At 68.0% G+C, this 16512-nt stretch carries 16 protein-coding genes; 8 read left to right on the top strand and 8 right to left on the bottom strand.

The genetic code is table 11. The annotated features are described in order from the left end of the window. The first annotated feature begins 24 nt into the window (after positions 1-24). From ABT296_RS31165 to ABT296_RS31145, 5 genes are all read left to right on the top strand, one after another. Positions 25-324 (top strand): hypothetical protein, encoded by a 300-nt coding sequence (locus tag ABT296_RS31165; protein ID WP_351932142.1) that lies wholly within the window; start codon positions 25-27, stop codon positions 322-324. After that, the gene (locus ABT296_RS31160) at positions 321-1679 is read left to right on the top strand and encodes a hypothetical protein (protein ID WP_351932140.1); all 1359 of its coding nucleotides are present in this window, start codon (positions 321-323) and stop codon (positions 1677-1679) included. The genes ABT296_RS31165 and ABT296_RS31160 overlap by 4 nt, the downstream gene beginning before the upstream one ends. 95 nt (positions 1680-1774) lie before the next feature. Then, a complete protein-coding gene (locus ABT296_RS31155; RefSeq protein ID WP_351932138.1) occupies positions 1775-2104 on the top strand; it encodes a hypothetical protein in 330 nt (109 codons plus the stop codon). Beyond that, positions 2091-2729: a hypothetical protein gene (locus ABT296_RS31150; RefSeq protein WP_351932136.1), complete on the top strand. Its 639-nt coding sequence runs from the start codon at positions 2091-2093 to the stop codon at positions 2727-2729. The genes ABT296_RS31155 and ABT296_RS31150 overlap by 14 nt, the downstream gene beginning before the upstream one ends. After that, positions 2726-3316: a hypothetical protein gene (locus ABT296_RS31145; RefSeq protein WP_351932134.1), complete on the top strand. Its 591-nt coding sequence runs from the start codon at positions 2726-2728 to the stop codon at positions 3314-3316. The genes ABT296_RS31150 and ABT296_RS31145 overlap by 4 nt, the downstream gene beginning before the upstream one ends. Before the next feature lie 28 nt (positions 3317-3344). Here ABT296_RS31145 and ABT296_RS31140 read toward each other — a convergent pair whose 3' ends face one another. The 5 genes from ABT296_RS31140 to ABT296_RS31120 form a co-directional block, all read right to left on the bottom strand. After that, a complete protein-coding gene (locus tag ABT296_RS31140; protein WP_351932133.1) occupies positions 3345-3998 on the bottom strand; it encodes a hypothetical protein in 654 nt (217 codons plus the stop codon). 71 nt (positions 3999-4069) lie between these two features. After that, on the bottom strand, positions 4070-4633 hold the full coding sequence (locus ABT296_RS31135; protein WP_351932132.1) for a hypothetical protein: 564 nt from the start codon (positions 4631-4633) through the stop codon (positions 4070-4072). 8 nt (positions 4634-4641) lie between these two features. Next, positions 4642-5310, bottom strand: coding sequence for a hypothetical protein (locus ABT296_RS31130; protein ID WP_351932130.1), 669 nt, complete (start codon positions 5308-5310; stop codon positions 4642-4644). Positions 5311-5385: 75 nt separating this feature from the next. Next, a complete protein-coding gene (locus tag ABT296_RS31125) occupies positions 5386-6693 on the bottom strand; it encodes a putative T7SS-secreted protein (protein ID WP_351932128.1) in 1308 nt (435 codons plus the stop codon). Further along, positions 6690-7001, bottom strand: coding sequence for a WXG100 family type VII secretion target (locus tag ABT296_RS31120; RefSeq protein WP_351932126.1), 312 nt, complete (start codon positions 6999-7001; stop codon positions 6690-6692). The genes ABT296_RS31125 and ABT296_RS31120 overlap by 4 nt, the downstream gene beginning before the upstream one ends. A 148-nt stretch (positions 7002-7149) precedes the next feature. Between ABT296_RS31120 and ABT296_RS31115 the strand changes: the two genes are divergently transcribed. Next, on the top strand, positions 7150-7842 hold the full coding sequence (locus ABT296_RS31115; protein ID WP_351932124.1) for a hypothetical protein: 693 nt from the start codon (positions 7150-7152) through the stop codon (positions 7840-7842). 83 nt (positions 7843-7925) lie between these two features. On the opposite strand, the gene ABT296_RS31110 is transcribed toward ABT296_RS31115, so the two are convergent. Further along, entirely contained in the window at positions 7926-8228 is a 303-nt protein-coding gene (locus tag ABT296_RS31110; protein ID WP_351932122.1) for a WXG100 family type VII secretion target, read from the bottom strand. Between the two features lie 333 nt (positions 8229-8561). Here ABT296_RS31110 and ABT296_RS31105 point away from each other — a divergent pair, with 333 nt between their 5' ends. Next, positions 8562-13241, top strand: a complete 4680-nt coding sequence (locus ABT296_RS31105; RefSeq protein ID WP_351932120.1) for an FtsK/SpoIIIE domain-containing protein — start codon at positions 8562-8564, stop codon at positions 13239-13241. A 56-nt stretch (positions 13242-13297) separates the two neighbouring features. On the opposite strand, the gene ABT296_RS31100 is transcribed toward ABT296_RS31105, so the two are convergent. Next, positions 13298-14146 carry a menaquinone biosynthetic enzyme MqnA/MqnD family protein gene (locus tag ABT296_RS31100; RefSeq protein ID WP_351932118.1) on the bottom strand — a complete coding sequence of 283 codons (849 nt, stop codon included), beginning with the start codon at positions 14144-14146 and terminating at the stop codon, positions 13298-13300. A 282-nt stretch (positions 14147-14428) separates the two neighbouring features. Between ABT296_RS31100 and ABT296_RS31095 the strand changes: the two genes are divergently transcribed. After that, positions 14429-14632 (top strand): cold-shock protein, encoded by a 204-nt coding sequence (locus tag ABT296_RS31095; RefSeq protein ID WP_003992177.1) that lies wholly within the window; start codon positions 14429-14431, stop codon positions 14630-14632. A 102-nt stretch (positions 14633-14734) separates the two neighbouring features. Here ABT296_RS31095 and kstD read toward each other — a convergent pair whose 3' ends face one another. After that, positions 14735-16495, bottom strand: coding sequence for a 3-oxosteroid 1-dehydrogenase (gene kstD / locus ABT296_RS31090; protein ID WP_351932116.1), 1761 nt, complete (start codon positions 16493-16495; stop codon positions 14735-14737). Positions 16496-16512 lie beyond the last annotated feature (17 nt).

Here is a 16512-nt window from a genome sequence, read left to right as displayed (position 1 = left end):
TCGCAAACTGGTGAGGAGTACTCAGTGACAGACTCGGACTTGACCGTCGACTACGAACTCCTCACGGAGTCCGAAAAGAAGCTGGGTCAACTCAAGACGACGTTTGAAGATCTCGAGAAGCGTCGCGATGAAACACGCCAGCACTGGGGATCCCACGACATCGCCGAGGCAATGGATAAATTCGTCGAAAACTGGGACGACTACCGGACAAAACTCATCGAGAGTCTTGACTCGGTAGGAAAGCTTGTGGCCGGCACCAAAAAGGCATTCAAGGACCTTGACCATCAGCTTGCCAAGCGTGACGAACAGAAGCACAAGAAGTGACAGCGTCATCCAAGCGCCGCCCCGTCGACTGGCAACCCCTCTGCGACGCCGACCCCGTACCCGGCGATCCTGAAGAAATTCGCGACGAGGTCACGCACATGGTCTCTGTGGTGGAGAAGCTCAGGACCCAGGCCAAGAACCTACAGTCCATCAGCAATGAGGAAACACTGAAGGGCAAGTACGTCAAGCGCCTCCGCGAAGAGTCCTCCACGCTTGAGAAGCACATGCGTGAGGTGGCCAGTCGCTATGAGCGCGTCCACGGCCACCTCACCTTGTGGGCGAACGAGTTGGAAGACTTCCAGTCGGACGCCGATGGAGTCCTGCGCCGAGCCAAGAAGAAGCAGGACGATATCGATGCCAAGAAGTCCAAGGGCACCGACATCGGAGCAAAAGATGCTCCTGCTCCATCAACCAGTGGAACCGATGACGACCCCATACAGACTTACCGGAAGCAACTGAACTCCATTACCAGCGACCGCGACAGTCGCGCCAGTCACTATGCGGGTGAGATCAGGGACGAGATCGATGACGTAATCAAAGACTCGTGGTGGGAAGACTTCAAAGGCTTGGTCCACGACAATGCGGACTGGATCAAGACCGTACTTGACGGCCTGGGCTGGATCGCCACTATCGCCGGAATCGTCGCCATCTGGATCCCGGGCCTCAATATGTTGGTCCTGGGAATCGCCTTGCTCACAATTGTTACCAGATCTGTGCTTGTTGCATCTGGCGACGCCTCCTGGACCGATCTCGCATTCGATATTGGCGGCCTGCTCCTGATGGGAATTGGCCGCGGCGGAATCATCATGCTGAAGAACGCGGCGAAATCTACCAGTTCTGCCGCTCAAGTTGTGCGAACGGGTGGACTCAAGGCTGGCCTCAGGTCTCACAGAGGCATGCTTGACGACCTGAGTAAAGCCATCGCGAACGCCCGGGATGCCGGCTCGCGAAAGTTCTTCAAGGACCTGCGTCACTTCACCTTGAAGAAGATCTCCAGTGAAGCCGGTTTGGTCGCCAAGGAACCTACTCCCGTATCCGCGGCATCCAAGTGGCTTCATGTGGGTGACGATGAGGCTGCCGGACTCTTCGGTCAACTACGCGCCAACACCAAGGCATTTCCTGACGCCGTGGCCGGGGGTGCATCCACGCTTGGAAAGGCAGGCTACGCGGCCTCGGTGTTCGCGGGATACACCGGTATGGCCGTTGACGTCATGGACAAGTCCTTGAGTAAGAGCGACTCCGTCGGCTGGCTGAATGAGCATGCACCCTTTTTCCCAGGCGACAAGCCGTACAACGACGACTACAACACATGGAAGGAGAGCGGTTGGATGCCCGAACCTGACACGCACTGGTAAGGAAACGTTCTCAAGAATTCGACCACACATGGAAGTGAGGCCAATAGATGTCACTTGGACAGCAGCTGGGAACGGGCGTGAACTTTCGAGTTCGAGTGACGATCATCATCGGCCTAACCTCCATTTTCCCGATGATCGCAGTCGGGATCATCACACCCGAATCAGGTAGTTCCATACTTCTCGGAATCTACTACGCCACGCTCTCAGCCCTCCTGCTCTATCTACTCTGGGTCCTCACCCAACACCCGAAGCCCAGCCAGCGCCCGCCTCTGCTGACCCGCGACCTCGCCATGGCATGGTCTCTCGCAATTCCCAGTCTCTTGGTCTCTTTCTGGCCAGGAGTGGTCGGTGGTCCGCTACTGACAGCGCTGGTGGGTGCGACCGGTGCAGTGGAGAAGTTGAGGAACCGCAGTGCAACGTCCTGAGAATCCAACCGAGACCGCCCGAACTCCTGTCGGCTTCAACGTTGTTCCACCACCGGGATGGGACACGATCCCGCTGCGGTCCGGCACGACGAAGGCCATTCAACGGATCGTACGGAAGTCGGTCTCGCAGCTGCCCGTCGGGTTTCCGAAGGACGACATTCCCAGAGCCCGCATGCTGCTCACGAGGGAACTCAAGGAGACAGCTCGGCAAGCGCGCGAGTCGGATGGTTTGACACTCTATCTGCCGGTCGAGCGCATGCATGGCTTGCTGATCCCAGCCTCATTCGTTGCTTCGGAGCCTCTGGGCGCGCCATCAGGCGGCGTCGATCCACGTCGTGTCCTGATCGACCTGGCTCGCGACTCCGAAGGTGCCTCAGCCCAGGAGTTGGATGGGGTGGCCGCAGTGCGGACCCTGACGAAGCTGTCGGCCGACCCTAGCCGAGGCATCGAGGTCCCGTCCTGGCGGGTTCAGTACATCGTGCCGATTCCAAACAGCGTTCCAGCACAATGGATCACCTTCTCCTTCAGTACGCTGCTGGCCAACGGGACGAACACCGAGTTCGCCGAGACCTTGGTGGAGCTCTTCGACGCTGTAATGACCACATTCCGTTGGAGCTACGCATGATGATCGTCGAGACGGCCTCCGATCCGTCCGTCTGGTTTCACATGCCCCTTGAGGGAAGCAGTTCGGACTTCGCAAGGTGGCTGGACCTACAACTAGAAGCGACAGCCCTGATCCATCGGCGGAAACTCACGTGGCGCGAGAAGCGTCAGCTGAAGAAGTTCCTCGAAGCGTCCGCGACCATGCTGCGCAATCGCGTCCAAGCTGATCAGGCTTTTCTGTTCGGTCCGATGCCGCCTCAAGCCGCACCGCTGGTCCTGTTCACCAAGCAGTTCGCTTGCGACGAGGAACACAGTGCCCTCCATCTCAGCATGCTGGCCGAACCCGACCCGTCAGCGGCCGACGCCGGCGACCGCGTCGAAACGACGCCCTTTGCCTCGCCTCACTTCGGCGAAGGCATTCGATGTCTGCGGAGTTGGCCCCGTCCGGACGGCGGCCTGATGCTCTCCATCGCCTACGCCTGGAACGACCCGGTCCACAATGTCGATCTGCTGCTCAAAGGCCACTACGACGACCCAGCGTTGCTTGAGGGCGCCTTCGACGCAATCGACGATTTCGCCAGAAGCATCCGGCTCCAAGCCGCGAACTGACCTGAGGTACGGCTGCCGCGTCCTGAACCTACTGCTTCACCGGGTTCCCGTCGTCATCGACCATCACGATCTTGACCGATGCCGCCAACTCGTCGGTCAGACGCATGACTTCCTCGGTGTCCTCCTCCCGGTACCAGGTGACCTCGAAGACGCTCATATGGCGCACGCCTGGAGGAAAGACGGCGTACTTCAGGAGTTCCAATGTTCGCCCACGCCTCAGGCTCAGGAAGCCGCCCTTGAGCCGCAAGCCTGCGCGGATGCGCAGAGCAGGTCCGACTGGCAGGTCCAGGTGACGGGTGTCCGGCTCACGAACGACCTCTGTGTCACCGAAATCGGTCACCAATGGCACGACCTCGTCCCGCAGCGGGCGCGGCTTGCCTTCGTCCGCGTATGAGTTGAGTGTCATGCCGGCGACTGCTCGGCCCTGCGGCGTGTAGTAGGCCATCGCAAGATTCGGGGTGTCCAGGTTCAGATTGAGGGAGCGCCGCCTCAGGTCCCGGATCAGCATGCGGGTCGTGACCTCGAGCTCGCCTTGGTCGAACTGCCGTGACGCGACCAGCGTGGCGACGACCGATGCTTCGATCCAGGTCCGTTCTTCAAGAGACAGATTGACCCAGCCCGGCTGAAAGTCGAACTCGAAGATGTGGTCCACGAGGCCGTCGCCACTGTCGTCGTCAGACACTCCGGTCTCCCACTTCAATCACCCAGCCGTCCACATGGGACTCCCTCCAGAATCGCAGCGCTGGCGTAACGTCAGTGAACCCACCCCACCGACCCCCCGATCGCATCGCACAGCCCCTCCATCGCCCCCGTCATCCCCAGCAGCGGGGACGCGAACGCGAGGGTCAGGTAGCCGGAGTCGGACGGCATGTGGATGTGGAGGTCCAGGGAGGTCGCGCCCCGTACTCGTACCGCTCGGCCCGCCGGCAGGTCGACGACCGACACCTCACGTCGCGGGCCCTCCTCCGGCTCCCTCAGTTCGAGCCATGCCGCGTACGCGGACGGGTCCGCCGGGGTGTCGCCCAGCGGGGTGAGGGAGACCAGGAGCGAGGCCGGCGGCATGCCGTCCCGGGTGGCCGGGGCCGCCAGGAGGAAGAACTCCATGGCGCCCCGCGCCCGGCCCGCCTCCGCCGTGTTGCGCAGGGTGGTCCAGACGTGCCGGGTGACCTCCGCGGAGACCCCCCGGCCCGCCGTCCCACGGTCCACGAAGGTCTTCAGCTGTGCGCGCCAGCGGTCCTTGGTGAGGTCGATGCGGAACCACTCCCGCGGGACCAGCATCCGGTAGTCCCGAGGCGGAGCGGCCGCCGACGGTTCCATCCCCCCGTTCACCCCGGCATCACCACCATCGACCCGTCCTCGTCGAAGAAGCGGACGCTCTTGACGATGCCGGCGAACATGCTGGAGAAGACGTCCCAGCCCTCCACCGTCGGCGTGCCCATCTCCAGGACCAGGACGGTTCCGTTGGTGAGGGGTATCTGGACCTGTATGAACGACGTCCAGACCGGTTCCGCCCGGCCGGACTGCGTCAGGGCTCCGTCGATGCTGGAGGACCGGTTGCCCACGCACGTCACCGCCGGGCCGCACGGCAGCTGCGTCTCGCCGACCTGACCCAGCTCAAGGTGCCGCAGCGTCGTCGCGAGGAAGCCCACCGGGTTGTCGCCGGCCCGCTCGTCGAGGTCTATCAGGCTGACGTTCACCGTGGCCGTACAGCGGACCCCGTCCACCTCCGTGGTGACGAAGCCCGCGTACTGCACGCCCGCCTCGATGAACTCGTCGTAGTGCGCCGCGCACATCGCCGCGTACTCGCGCTGGATCTCCTCGGTCCCGCCGGGCAGGGTCTGCTTGGCGAAGTCGATGAGTTTCAGGGCCAGTTCGTCAAGGTCGTCCGCCTCGAAGGGCAGCTCCAGAAAGCCCTCCGGCATGATCCAGCGCACATCGATGCCGTCGCCCTCCAACTGGCGGGCACGGAGTTCGTCAGCGGTGTCCGTGGTCACTGTGCGTCTTTTCTCTCTGGTCGTTCGGCCCCGTGCGGCCTGCGGTCGTCTTCACTCATGCCGGAACGTGCCACGTCACGCCGCCAGCGCCGCGTTGAACGTCGTCGGCGACACCGTCGGCGCCGGACGCGGACTCGGCGTGGGGGTCGGCGCCGGAGTCGGTGCCGGGCCCGGGACCGCCGTGGGGGCCGTGGACGGCGGCGTCGGCTGGGGGCGGGGCGTCGGCGTCGGTACGGGGCCGGTCGAGCGCGGCGGCTCCTGGTACCCGGTGCGTTCGCCGTTCTCCCCGCTGAAGATCCGGTTCAGGGCGCTCGCGAGACCGGCGCCCTTGATCACGGCGGTGATCTTCCGGCCCTCGATCGCGGCGCGGCCCGTCATACCGAGCACCTTGTTGGTGAGCTTGACGGCGACGCCGTTCATGAAGTTGTCGCCCACACCGCGCAGCGCTCCCATGCCGCCGATCCTGAGCCGGCCCAGGCCCGAGACGCCCTTGAGCCCCTTGAGGGCCGTGAGGCCCTTCAGCGCACCGAGGCCGGGCAGTACGCCCAGCACGTCGGTGCCCAGCTTCATCCAGTCGACCTTCCCGCCGCGCGCCGTCATGTCGTAGGCGTGACCGGCGAGGGCCGCCGCGCTGGCGATCACGGCAAGGGCCGCGAAGATCGGCGCGAGGAACTGCAGCGGCGGTACGAAGGCGCAGATCACCGCGAGCACGGACAGTACGGCGGAGATGTTGGAGAACAGGTCCGCCCAGTCGGCGAGCCAGTTCATGAAGCCGCCGGGGTCGCGGACCGCGTCGTGGTGGATGACGTTCCGGATGTGCCGGGCCGCCTTGTCGCCCGCGTCGTCGTAGATGTCCCGCGCGTCCTTCACCGCCCGGCGGGCGTCACCCATGCCCCGCATGGCCTCGGCGCGCTTCTTGACCCAGCGGTCGTACTCCTCCTTCTCGGCGGCGGGAATGTCGCCGAGGGGGTGTTTGTCCATGACCTTCTTGACCTCGGCGTCGGCGAGGTCGAAGTCCGACTTGGTCTCCCGGTAGTCGGCGAGCGCCCGGTCCGCCTTGCGCTGGGCGCGGCGCATCTCGCCGGCGAACTGGTCGGAGGCGCCTTCCTGCACGCTCTCCCCGACCGCCTTGGCGGCCTCGTCGTAGCGCTCGAAGGACTTCTTCAGTTTGTCGCCGGTGCCGTCGGCTATCTCGTGGAAGCCCTTCCCGGCCTCGCTGTCCCAGCCCTCGACCGAGGCGAGGGCCTTGATGACCCGGGACTGCTCCTCGATCATGTTGGCCATCTTGCGCAATTTACGGCCGAGTTCGGCCACTTCGTCCGGATCGCCGGGGGTCGGGTCGTCCTCCCACAGCGGCGGCCAGTCGGAGTCGGTCCTGCTCACTTCTTCCCCTTGCTCTGCGCCTTGGCTTCCCGGATGGCCTTCGCCAGTTCCTGGTCGATCTCGTCGTAGGCCTTCGCCGCGGTCTTGGTGAACTCGGCCAGCGCCTCCAGTTCCTCCATCAGCTTCTTCCTGGTCTTCTTCCAGGTGTCGCCGAACTCCTCGAAGGCGTCCTTGAGACCACCGTGCCCCACCGCCGGGCCGTACTCGTCCGCAGGATTGCCGTTGCGCTCGAACTCGCCGTGAATCTTGGTGAGATCGCGCGAACACTGCTTGATGGCGGCGAGATCCGCCTTTATGTGGTCCCCCACGGGTCATCCCTCTCTACGACTTCCTGACCTTCTCCGGTGGCCTTCGGGGAGAGCCCGCCGAGTGCGGACTCCGTCACTCCTCCCGCCGACCCGTGCCAGCTAGGCTCTCGACGCAACGCAGTCCGGCGCCGACGAGGAGAGTCCCGACGTGACACGTAACGACAAGCCGCGCGTGCTTTCGGACCGCCTCGGCGTGCAGGTCGAAGCGGCGGAGTGGTCCTGGATCGAGAAGATCCCCCAGCCTCCGGCGGAGGTCCTCCAGGCCGCCGGCAACCCACGCCTGCGCCCCGCCCGGCTGCCCCCGCTGGCCCTGGCCGGCACCGTGCTCGGCAAAGCGCTCTGGCTGCCGTTCCTTCCCCTGATCCTGCTGCTGATCCCCCTGTCCAAGGCACAGGACGCGGTCATGCGGGCCCTCGACTCGAAGGAGGAGAAGGAGAGTCGGCGGGCGAACAGGGAGGCGGAGCGGCGACGGGACGCCACGATCGCCGAACAAGGCCTGGACAAGGTCTTCGACGGCAACTGGCAAGGCGACGCCGGGCAGTTCCTGTTGCGCTGGTACACCCACTCCACCCACCCTCAGCGACTGCTTGTGGCGACCCCGGACGGCATAGCCCTGGCGGCCCCGCCCCAGCGCGTCAGCGTGGGCCGGGAGAAGCACATGGAGGTCGTCGCCCGCATCCCCTCCGCCGAAGCGAGCCTGGTGGACCCCTTCTCCGGCGAGTTCGCGACCAGGATGCTGCTCATCCGCTTCCGCGACGGATCCTGGCTGCGCGTCGACACGGAGGAACTCCGCAGCGACCTCCACATGCACCTGCTCCGGCAGCCGCTCTCCGACAGCTGAAGCGCGCACGTCCCGCGCGGTGGTGGGGCGGCGCCCGAACGCCGCCCCACCGCACGGGAGAACAGCCCGTTACCGGGCCGACGTCACTTGCCCCGAGCCTGCTTGGCCAGCTCGTCGTCGATCTGCTCGAACTTCTCCGCGGCCATGGTCAGGTAGTCGCCCATGCCGTCGAGGCCGTCCAGGGTGTCCTTCGAACCCTGCACGAACTCGGTGAAGTTCTCGTCGAACGCCTTGGAGGAGCTCTTGGTGACGTAGCCCGACTCGACCAGGTTGTTGATGTACTTCTTCAGGCCCTCGAGCTTCTCCTGGAGCCGCTCCTTCTCCTTCACGACATGCTTGGCAGCATCCCGCATGTCCTGATATGTGACATCAAGGTCCTTGGCCATGAAGCCGCTCCCTCTTCAAAACGCCGCAGGGCCAACCCCCGTGGCTCCCTGTTTGCGGACCGACAGCCACCGATTCGCCCCAACTCGTGTGCGACAGCCGGTGTGATCGTCCGCTCTTGGGTCAGCAGCCTACTTGCGAGGCCTGAGGTGGCACATCCCGGCTTTGTGAACATGACGTCGTGAGCTCGTCACAGCCTCGTGGGGGTCGCGTTGCCATCGGGAAGGCTCCGCGGCCACCCGCTGTCCGCGTTCCACCCCCAGCGGATATCGTCGCTTCCAGCTGTGACCTGCGTTGCGGAAGCGGTCACGGGGGCAACGGGGAGGACAAGAGACGTGCGCCTGACTCTGACCGTCGTCGACCCGTTCGGCGGGGGCACCGCCGACGTCGTACTCGACGCCGATCCCGAGTCCACGATGGGGGACATCGCCCAGGAGCTGGCGAAGCAGGTCGGGCACAGCGGGGCACAGGTCATCCCCATCGGACAGCAGCCGCAGCAGGTGCCGGGCAACAACGCGCCCCTGCTGTACGTCGACGGGTACGCCGTCGATCCCGCCGCGACCGTGCTCAACTCCCCCGTGCGGGAAGGGGCGGTGGTCAGTCTCCAGGATCCCGCCGGGTGTCTGCCGGGCGAGCCGTCCGGGCTCGTCGAACTGCGGGTCGTCGGCGGTCCGGCCGCGGGGTACGTGCACCGGCTCGGCGTCGGGCGGTACGACATCGGCAGCGGCGCCGCCAGCCATCTGCGGATCGACGACCCCGAACTCGACGCCCGCGTCCTGACCCTCTCCGTCTCCACCGACGGCACCTGCCGGTTCAAGGTGCACGGCGACGAGGAGAAGGTGTTCCTCGACGGGACGTCCGTCGACGACATCCTCCACCCCAAGGAGGACAAGAAGGAGGAGAAGAAGAAGCGGCGCCGGCGCAGGAAGAAGGCGGCCGAGGAGGAGGGCGAGACGGCGGCCGCGGAACCCGTGGAACCCGTCGACCCGGACATCTGGCCCCTCGGCGGCCAGTTCGCCGTCGGCAACTCCCTGATAGAGCTGACCCGTTACTCCCCTCCCAACGCCGCCCTGAAGTGGTCCGACGACGGCGTGGGCCTCGACTACAACCGGCCGCCGCGGCTGCGGCCCCCCGAGCGCCAGACCCGGTTCCGGCTGCCCTCCTCGCCCCGCGAGTACGAACCCCGGCCGCTGCCCTGGCTGATGGCCCTCACCCCGCTCGTCGGCGCCGTCGTCGCCGTGATGATCTTCGGGCGCTGGTACTACCTGATCATGGCGGGCCTCAGCCCGATCCTGCTCTTCGCGAACTACTACAACGACAAGAAGCACGGCCGTAAGTCGCACGCGAAGCAGGTCAAGGAGTACGAGGAGCAGAAGGCCCGCATCGAGCAGGACGCCCAGGACGCCCTCGTCGTCGAACGCAACGACCGACGGCACGCCATTCCCGACCCGGCGACCGTGCTGTCCATGGGCACCGGCCCGCGCACCCGCCTCTGGGAGCGGCGCCGCACCGACCGCGACCACCTGCTCCTGCGGGTCGGCACCGGCCAGTTGCCGTCCGAGGTGATCCTCGACGACCCCGAGCAGGACGACCACAAGCGCGAGGTCACCTGGAAGATAGAGGAGGCGCCCGTCGCACTGAACCTGCGCGGTCTCGGCGTCGTCGGCATGGCCGGCCCCGGCGACTCCGCGCGGGCCATGGGCCGTTGGGCGGTCGCCCAGTTCGCGGCGCTGCACAGCCCGATGGACGTGCAGTTCTACGTGCTCAGCGAGCAGAGTGCGCAGGACAGTTGGGACTGGGTCCGCTGGCTCCCGCACGCCAGGCCCAGCACCGGCCAGGACATCAACGTCCTCATCGGCACCGACGCCGAGACCGTCGGCGCCCGCATCGGTGAGCTGACGCAGATCCTCGACGCCCGCAAGAAGGCCGCCGAGCAGAACCGCAGCCAGGGCACCAGCTTCACCGACCCGGACATCGTCGTGGTCTGGGACGGCTCACGGCGGCTGCGTTCCCTGCCCGGTGTCGTACGGCTGCTGCGCGAAGGCCCGGCCGTGTCGATGTTCGCCCTCTGCCTGGACGCCGAGGAGCGCTTCCTGCCCGGCGAGTGCCAGGCGTACGTGGTGGCCGAGCCGAAGGCCGAGGAGCCCGGGCAGCCGCAGCGGGCGGCCGACCGGAGCCCGCAGGCGCCCGGCGGTTTCCCCTCCTTCCAGGCCTGGCACCAGGCCGCGCCCGAGCCCGACCGGGCCCGCGAGCCGGACAAGCTGCGGCTGCGGGTGGAGGAGGCCGGAGCGGAGCGGCGCAGGGACGTACGGCCGGACTTCGTCTCGCCGTCCTGGTGTCTGCGGCTCGCCCGCTCGCTGTCCTCGCTGCGGGACATCAGCGGCGAGACCGAGGACTCGGCGCTGCCCGGCGCGAGCCGGCTGCTCGACGTGCTCCAGCTCGAACCGCCCACCAGCGACGCGATCATGGCGCGCTGGCGGACCGGCGGCCAGTCGACGATGGCCGTCATCGGCGAGTCCTACGACGGCGCCTTCGGCATCGACATCCGCAAGGACGGGCCGCACGGCCTCATCGCCGGCACCACCGGTTCCGGTAAGTCGGAGCTGCTCCAGACGATCGTCGCGGCGCTGGCCGTGGCGAACACCCCGGAGAACATGACCTTCGTCCTCGTCGACTACAAGGGCGGCGCGGCGTTCAAGGACTGTGTCCATCTGCCGCACACCGTCGGCATGGTGACCGACCTCGACGCCCACCTCGTGGAGCGGGCGCTGGAGTCGCTCGGCGCCGAGCTGCACCGGCGCGAGCACATCCTGGCGAAGGCCGACGCGAAGGACATCGAGGACTACCAGGACCTGGTGCGCAGGGACCCGAGCCACAAGCCGGTCCCGCGGCTCCTCATCGTCATCGACGAGTTCGCCTCGATGGTCCGCGACCTGCCCGACTTCGTCACCGGCCTGGTCAACATCGCCCAGCGAGGCCGTTCCCTCGGCATCCACCTGCTGCTCGCCACGCAGCGGCCCTCCGGTGTGGTCTCCCCCGAGATCCGCGCCAACACCAACCTGCGGATCGCGCTGCGCGTGACGGACGGTGGCGAGTCGACCGACGTCATCGACTCCCCCGAGGCCGGCCACATCTCCAAGAACACCCCGGGCCGGGCGTACGTCCGGCTCGGCCACGCCTCGCTGGTGCCGTTCCAGTCCGGCCGCGTCGGCGGACGCCGTCCCGGTGCCGCCGATCCCGCGGTCCTCATGCCCTGGGTCGGCCCGCTGGCCTGGGAGGACCTCGGCCGGGCGGCGCTGGCCAAGCCGAAGGCCGAGTCGCGCGAGGACGAGGAGATCACCGACCTGAAGGTGCTGGTCGACACGATCCGCTCCGCCAACACCTCGCTCGGCATCCCGCCGCAGCACAGCCCATGGCTGCCCGCGCTGGACGAGCAGCTGCTGCTCGACGAGATCCCGGCGCCCGCGTTCACGCCCGCGCCGGGCAAACTCGCCCCGGCGGCGTTCGGTGTCGAGGACCTCCCCGCGTCGCAGTCGCGCCGCCCGGTCGCCATCGACTTCGCGGGCTTCGGCCATCTGATGATCGGCGGCGCCCCGCGCAGCGGCCGTTCCCAGCTGCTGCGCACGATCGCCGGTTCGCTGGCCCGTACGCACTCGGTCGCCGACGTGCACCTCTACGGCATCGACTGCGGCAACGGCGCCCTGAACGCGCTGACCCGGCTGCCGCACGTCGGCGCCGTCGTGAGCCGGAACCAGACCGAGCGGGTGGTCCGGCTGGTGAACCGGCTCAAGGGCGAGATGGACCGCCGGCAGAACCTCCTCGCCGACAAGGGCTTCGCGGACATCGGCGAGCAGCGGGCCGCGTCGGCCGAGGAGGAGCGGCTGGCGCACATCGTGGTCCTGCTGGACCGGTGGGAGGGCTGGGTGCCCACCCTCGGCGAGGTCGACCACGGCGCGCTCACCGACGAGTTGCAGACGATGATGCGCGAGGGCGCGAGCGTCGGCATCCATCTGGTCCTGACCGGTGACCGGACCCTGCTGGTGGGCCGGATCGCGACACTGACGGAGGAGAAGTACGGTCTGCGGCTCTCCGACCGCAGCGACTTCTCCATGCTCGGCATCCCGGCGCGCAAGGTGCCCGAGGAGATACCGCCGGGCCGCGCCTTCAAGAACGACGCGGGCACCGAGACGCAGTTCGCGCTGCTCGCCGAGGACACCACCGGTCAGGGCCAGGCCGCCGCGCTGGCCGCGATCGGTGAGGCGGCCGCCGCGCGGGACGCCGAAGTGCCGCGTTCCAGGCGGCCGTTCCGGGTGGACAGCCTGCCGAGCCGGATCGCCTTCGACGAGGCGTGGGAGATGCGCGACCCGGACCTGTCGGGCTCGAAGCTGTTCGCGCTGGCCGGTATCGGCGGCGACGAGATCATCGGCTTCGGCCCCGATCTCGCCCAGGGCGTGCCGTCGTTCGTGATCGCGGGCCCGGCGAAGTCGGGCCGCTCCACGGTGCTGATGAACTTCGCCCAGTCCTTCCTCAAGCAGGGCACGCGGCTGGTCGTCGCCGCCCCCCGCCAGTCCCCGCTGCGCGGACTGGAGGGCGTGGAGGGCGTGCTCAAGGTGTACACGGGCGACGACATCGACGAGGACGAGTTCGAGGAGCTGATCGACGACGCGGAGCCGTCGCCCGGGAGCCCGGTCGTGGTCCTCATCGACGACGGCGAGATCCTGGAGGACTGCGACGCCGAGAAGCAGATGAAGAAGATCATCTCGCGGGGTGCGGAGCGGGGGCTCGGCCTGGTCATCGCCGGTGACGAGGAGGACGTCTGCTCGGGCTTCTCCGGCTGGCAGGTCGACGCCAAGAAGGCGCGGCGCGGCATCCTGCTCTCCCCGCAGGAGTCCTCCAGCGGGGAGCTGATCGGCGTCCGGCTCAACCGGAGCATGGTCGGCGGCCCGGCGGTGCCCGGCAAGGGCATGCTGCACCTGGGCGACGGCGAGCTGCGGACGGTGGTCGTCCCGGGCTGAGCCCCGGGGTCAGGGGTGGTCCCGGGCCGGCGCCCGGGACACCGTCCGCCGAAACGTCACGGCTGGAGCAGGTCCACCTTCACGTCCGCCGGGAATCCCGTCGTGGGGCCGACCCGGCGGGCGAACTCCGCGACCGCTTCGAGCTGCGGCCCGCCGAAGCGGAAGTCGAGCGTGGTGAAGTACCGCTCCAGGATCCGCTCGTCGAAGGCCTCCCAGCGGGCCGCCTGCTCGGCGACCTTGCCGACCTCCTCCAGGGAGAGGTTGCGGGACTCCAGGAACGCCTGGTGGACCCGGCGGGTGATGACCGGCTCCCGCTCCAGGTAGTCACGGCGGGCGGCCCACACGGCGAAGACGAAGGGCAGCCCGGTCCACTCCTTCCACAGCGCGCCGAGGTCGTGCACCTGGAGGCCGTAGCGCGGGCCCTCGTGGAGGTTGGCGCGCAGGGCCGCGTCGCCGATCAGTACGGCCGCGTCCGCCTCCTGCATCATCAGGCTGAGGTCGGGCGGGCACGAGTAGTAGTCGGGCCGTACGCCGAAGCGCTCGGCGAGCAGCAGCTGGGCCAGGCGCACCGAGGTGCGCGAGGTGGAGCCGAGGGCGACGCGGGCGCCGTCCAGCCGGTCCAGCGGTACCTGCGAAACGATCACGCACGACATGACCGGTCCGTCGCAGCCGACGGCGATGTCGGGGAAGGCGACCAGGTCGTCGGCGTTCTTCAGGAACTCGACCAGGGTGATGGGCCCGATGTCGAGGTCTCCCTGCACCAGCTTCTCGCTGAGCTTCTCCGGGGTGTCCTTCGTCAGCTCGAAGTCGAGGAGCGTGCCCGTTCTGGCGAGCCCCCAGTACAGGGGCAGGCAGTTCAGGAACTGGATGTGGCCGACGCGCGGCCGGGTGCGAGAATTGTCCACATCGCGAGGCTAGCCCCTTTGGGGTACGCTCCAGACTCCGGCCCCGACGTCAAGCGATTTCACCCTTTCAAACGTCCGGGTGACGTGATCTTGACCTCTATTGCTTTCGGCTGCCCGCGTGCTAGGCTCGCCGCAAGTTGCAGTTTGGTTTCCCTTGCAGTACAGAGCCTGCGGAGCATGTAACCGCGGGCTCTAGTCGTTTTCAGACGTATGCAGTGCGGCATTTGCTCTCACACTTGCAGGTTCTGGAGCAGGGCAACCCTTTGGGCCCAAGGAGGGCTTATGGCTACCGGAACCGTGAAGTGGTTCAACGCCGAAAAGGGCTTTGGCTTCATCGCCCAGGAGGGCGGCGGCCCCGACGTCTTCGTCCACTACTCCGCGATCAACGCGAGCGGCTTCCGTTCGCTGGAGGAGAACCAGCAGGTCTCCTTCGACGTGACCCAGGGCCCGAAGGGCCCGCAGGCGGAGAACGTCACCCCCGTCTGAGGCGATCCTCGTCTCTGATCCGGACCTGAGAGCAGTACCCAAGGAGCCCCGCGCCGCAAGGCGACGGGGCTCCTGCCTTTTCCCGGCCCCTTTCCCGGATGCTCAGAGGGTGCCGGCGAGGTGCCTGGCCGCGATGTAGCCGAACGTCATCGCCGGGCCGATGGTCGAGCCCGCGCCCGCGTAGCTGCGGCCCATCACGGCGGCGCTGGCGTTGCCCGCCGCGTACAGGCCGGGGACGGGCGTGCCGTCGGGGCGCAGGACCCGCGCCCGGTGGTCGGTGCGCAGGCCGCCCTTGGTGCCCAGGTCGCCGGGCACGATCCGGAAGGCGTGGTACGGCGGCAGCCAGAGCGGGGCCAGACAGGAGTTCGGCAGGACCGCGGGGTCGGTGTAGTAGTGGTCGTAGGCGCTGTCGCCGCGCCCCTGGTCCAGGTCCCTGCCCCGGAGGGCGAGGGAGTTGAAGCGGTCCACCGTGGCGCGCAGGGCGGCCGGGGGCACCCCGATCGACCGGGCGAGGCCGTCCCAGGTCCACGCCTTGTGGGCGGCGCCCGAGGAGTACCAGCCGTCCGGGAGGGGCAGCGTGGGCGGCACGTCCCGGAAGAGGTACCGGTTGCGGTAGTTCTGGTCGACGACCAGCCAGGCCGGGATCGCCGGGTCCGTGGGGTTCTGGTCGTACATGGTGTGGACGACGTCGCTGTACGGCGCCGCCTCGTTGACGAAGCGGGCGCCGGCCCCGTTCACCAGCAGCCCGCCCGGAAGGGTGCGCTCGGCGAGGCAGAAGTACGGCTGACCCGGTATGGGGATCGCCGGGCCCCACCAGGCGTCGTCCATCAGGTCCAGGGCGCCGCCCGCACGTTCACCCGCCCGGATGCCGTCTCCCGTGTTCTCCTTGGCGCCCACCGTCCACTCCGTGCCGATCGGCTGGCGCTGGTACTCGGCCCGCATGGCCGCGTTGTGCTCGAAGCCGCCGGAGCCCACGATCACTCCTTTGCGGGCACGCACCAGGGCCGGTTCCTGGCCGTCGCGGGTGACCACCGCGCCCGTGACGGCGCCGGCCTCCACCAGGAGGTCGGTGAGCGGGGTCGAGAGCCACACCGGCACCCCCGCCGAGGCCAGCCCCGCGCGCAGGCCGGCCGCCAGGGACTGCCCCATGGTGAGCGGCTTCTGCCCCAGCGCCGCCGCCTTCGTGCCCCGCGCCAGACAGGCGGCGGCCACGGCGGCGCCCCTGGCGTTCACCGCGGCCAGCGCGAGCCACTTGTAGTCGGCGCTGAAGACGACCATCCCGGCCGGGACGTCCATGTACGGCGGGTTCAGCCGGGCCAGCTCGGCGCCCAGGACGTTGCCGTCGAGCTGGTCGGGCTCGACGGACCGCCCGCCGGGCAGGCCGCCGGACAGCTCGGGGTAGTAGTCGCTGTACCCCTCCATCCAGCGGAAGCGCAGCGGGCTGTGCGCCATGACGTACGACAGCATGGCCGGGCCGTGGGCGAGGAACGCGGCCTGCCGGGCGGCGGAGACCTCGGGCCCGACCACCGCGGCGAGGTAGGCGGCGGCCTTCGCGGGGGTGTCCGGGACGCCCGCCGCGAGGATCACGGAGTTGTTGGGGATCCAGATCCCGGCACCGGAGCGGGCCGCCGAGCCGCCGAAGGTGGCCGCCTTCTCCACCACCACGCAGGACAGGCCCTGGCGGGCGGCGGTGAGGGCGGCGGTCATCCCGGCGGCCCCTGCTCCGACGACCACCACGTCGTAGGTGCCGAGGAGGGGCAGGTCCGCCGCGGACGCGCCCCGCCCGCTCAGCGCCAGGGCCGCGCCGGCGGCCGTCGCGGTGGTGAGGACCCGTCTGCGGGTGGGTGACTGGCTCGTGGTCATGGCAGGCCGCTCCAGCG

Origin of the sequence: Streptomyces sp. NPDC000983, from assembly GCF_040299205.1 — a bacterium.
Taxonomy (GTDB): Bacteria; Actinomycetota; Actinomycetes; order Streptomycetales; family Streptomycetaceae; genus Streptomyces.
The sequence above is the reverse complement of the archived record's forward strand: the minus strand, read 5'-3'. Positions and strand labels throughout refer to the sequence as shown.

What these genes read in the sequence shown, in the direction of transcription:
- ABT296_RS31145 (WP_351932134.1), top strand. Translation starts at nt 2,726, where the DNA reads ATGATGATCGTCGAGACGGCCTCCGATCCGTCCGTCTGGTTTCACATG.
- ABT296_RS31135 (WP_351932132.1), bottom strand. Translation starts at nt 4,633, where the DNA reads ATGGAACCGTCGGCGGCCGCTCCGCCTCGGGACTACCGGATGCTGGTC.
- ABT296_RS31110 (WP_351932122.1), bottom strand. Translation starts at nt 8,228, where the DNA reads ATGGCCAAGGACCTTGATGTCACATATCAGGACATGCGGGATGCTGCC.
- ABT296_RS31095 (WP_003992177.1), top strand. Translation starts at nt 14,429, where the DNA reads ATGGCTACCGGAACCGTGAAGTGGTTCAACGCCGAAAAGGGCTTTGGC.
- kstD (WP_351932116.1), bottom strand. Translation starts at nt 16,495, where the DNA reads ATGACCACGAGCCAGTCACCCACCCGCAGACGGGTCCTCACCACCGCG.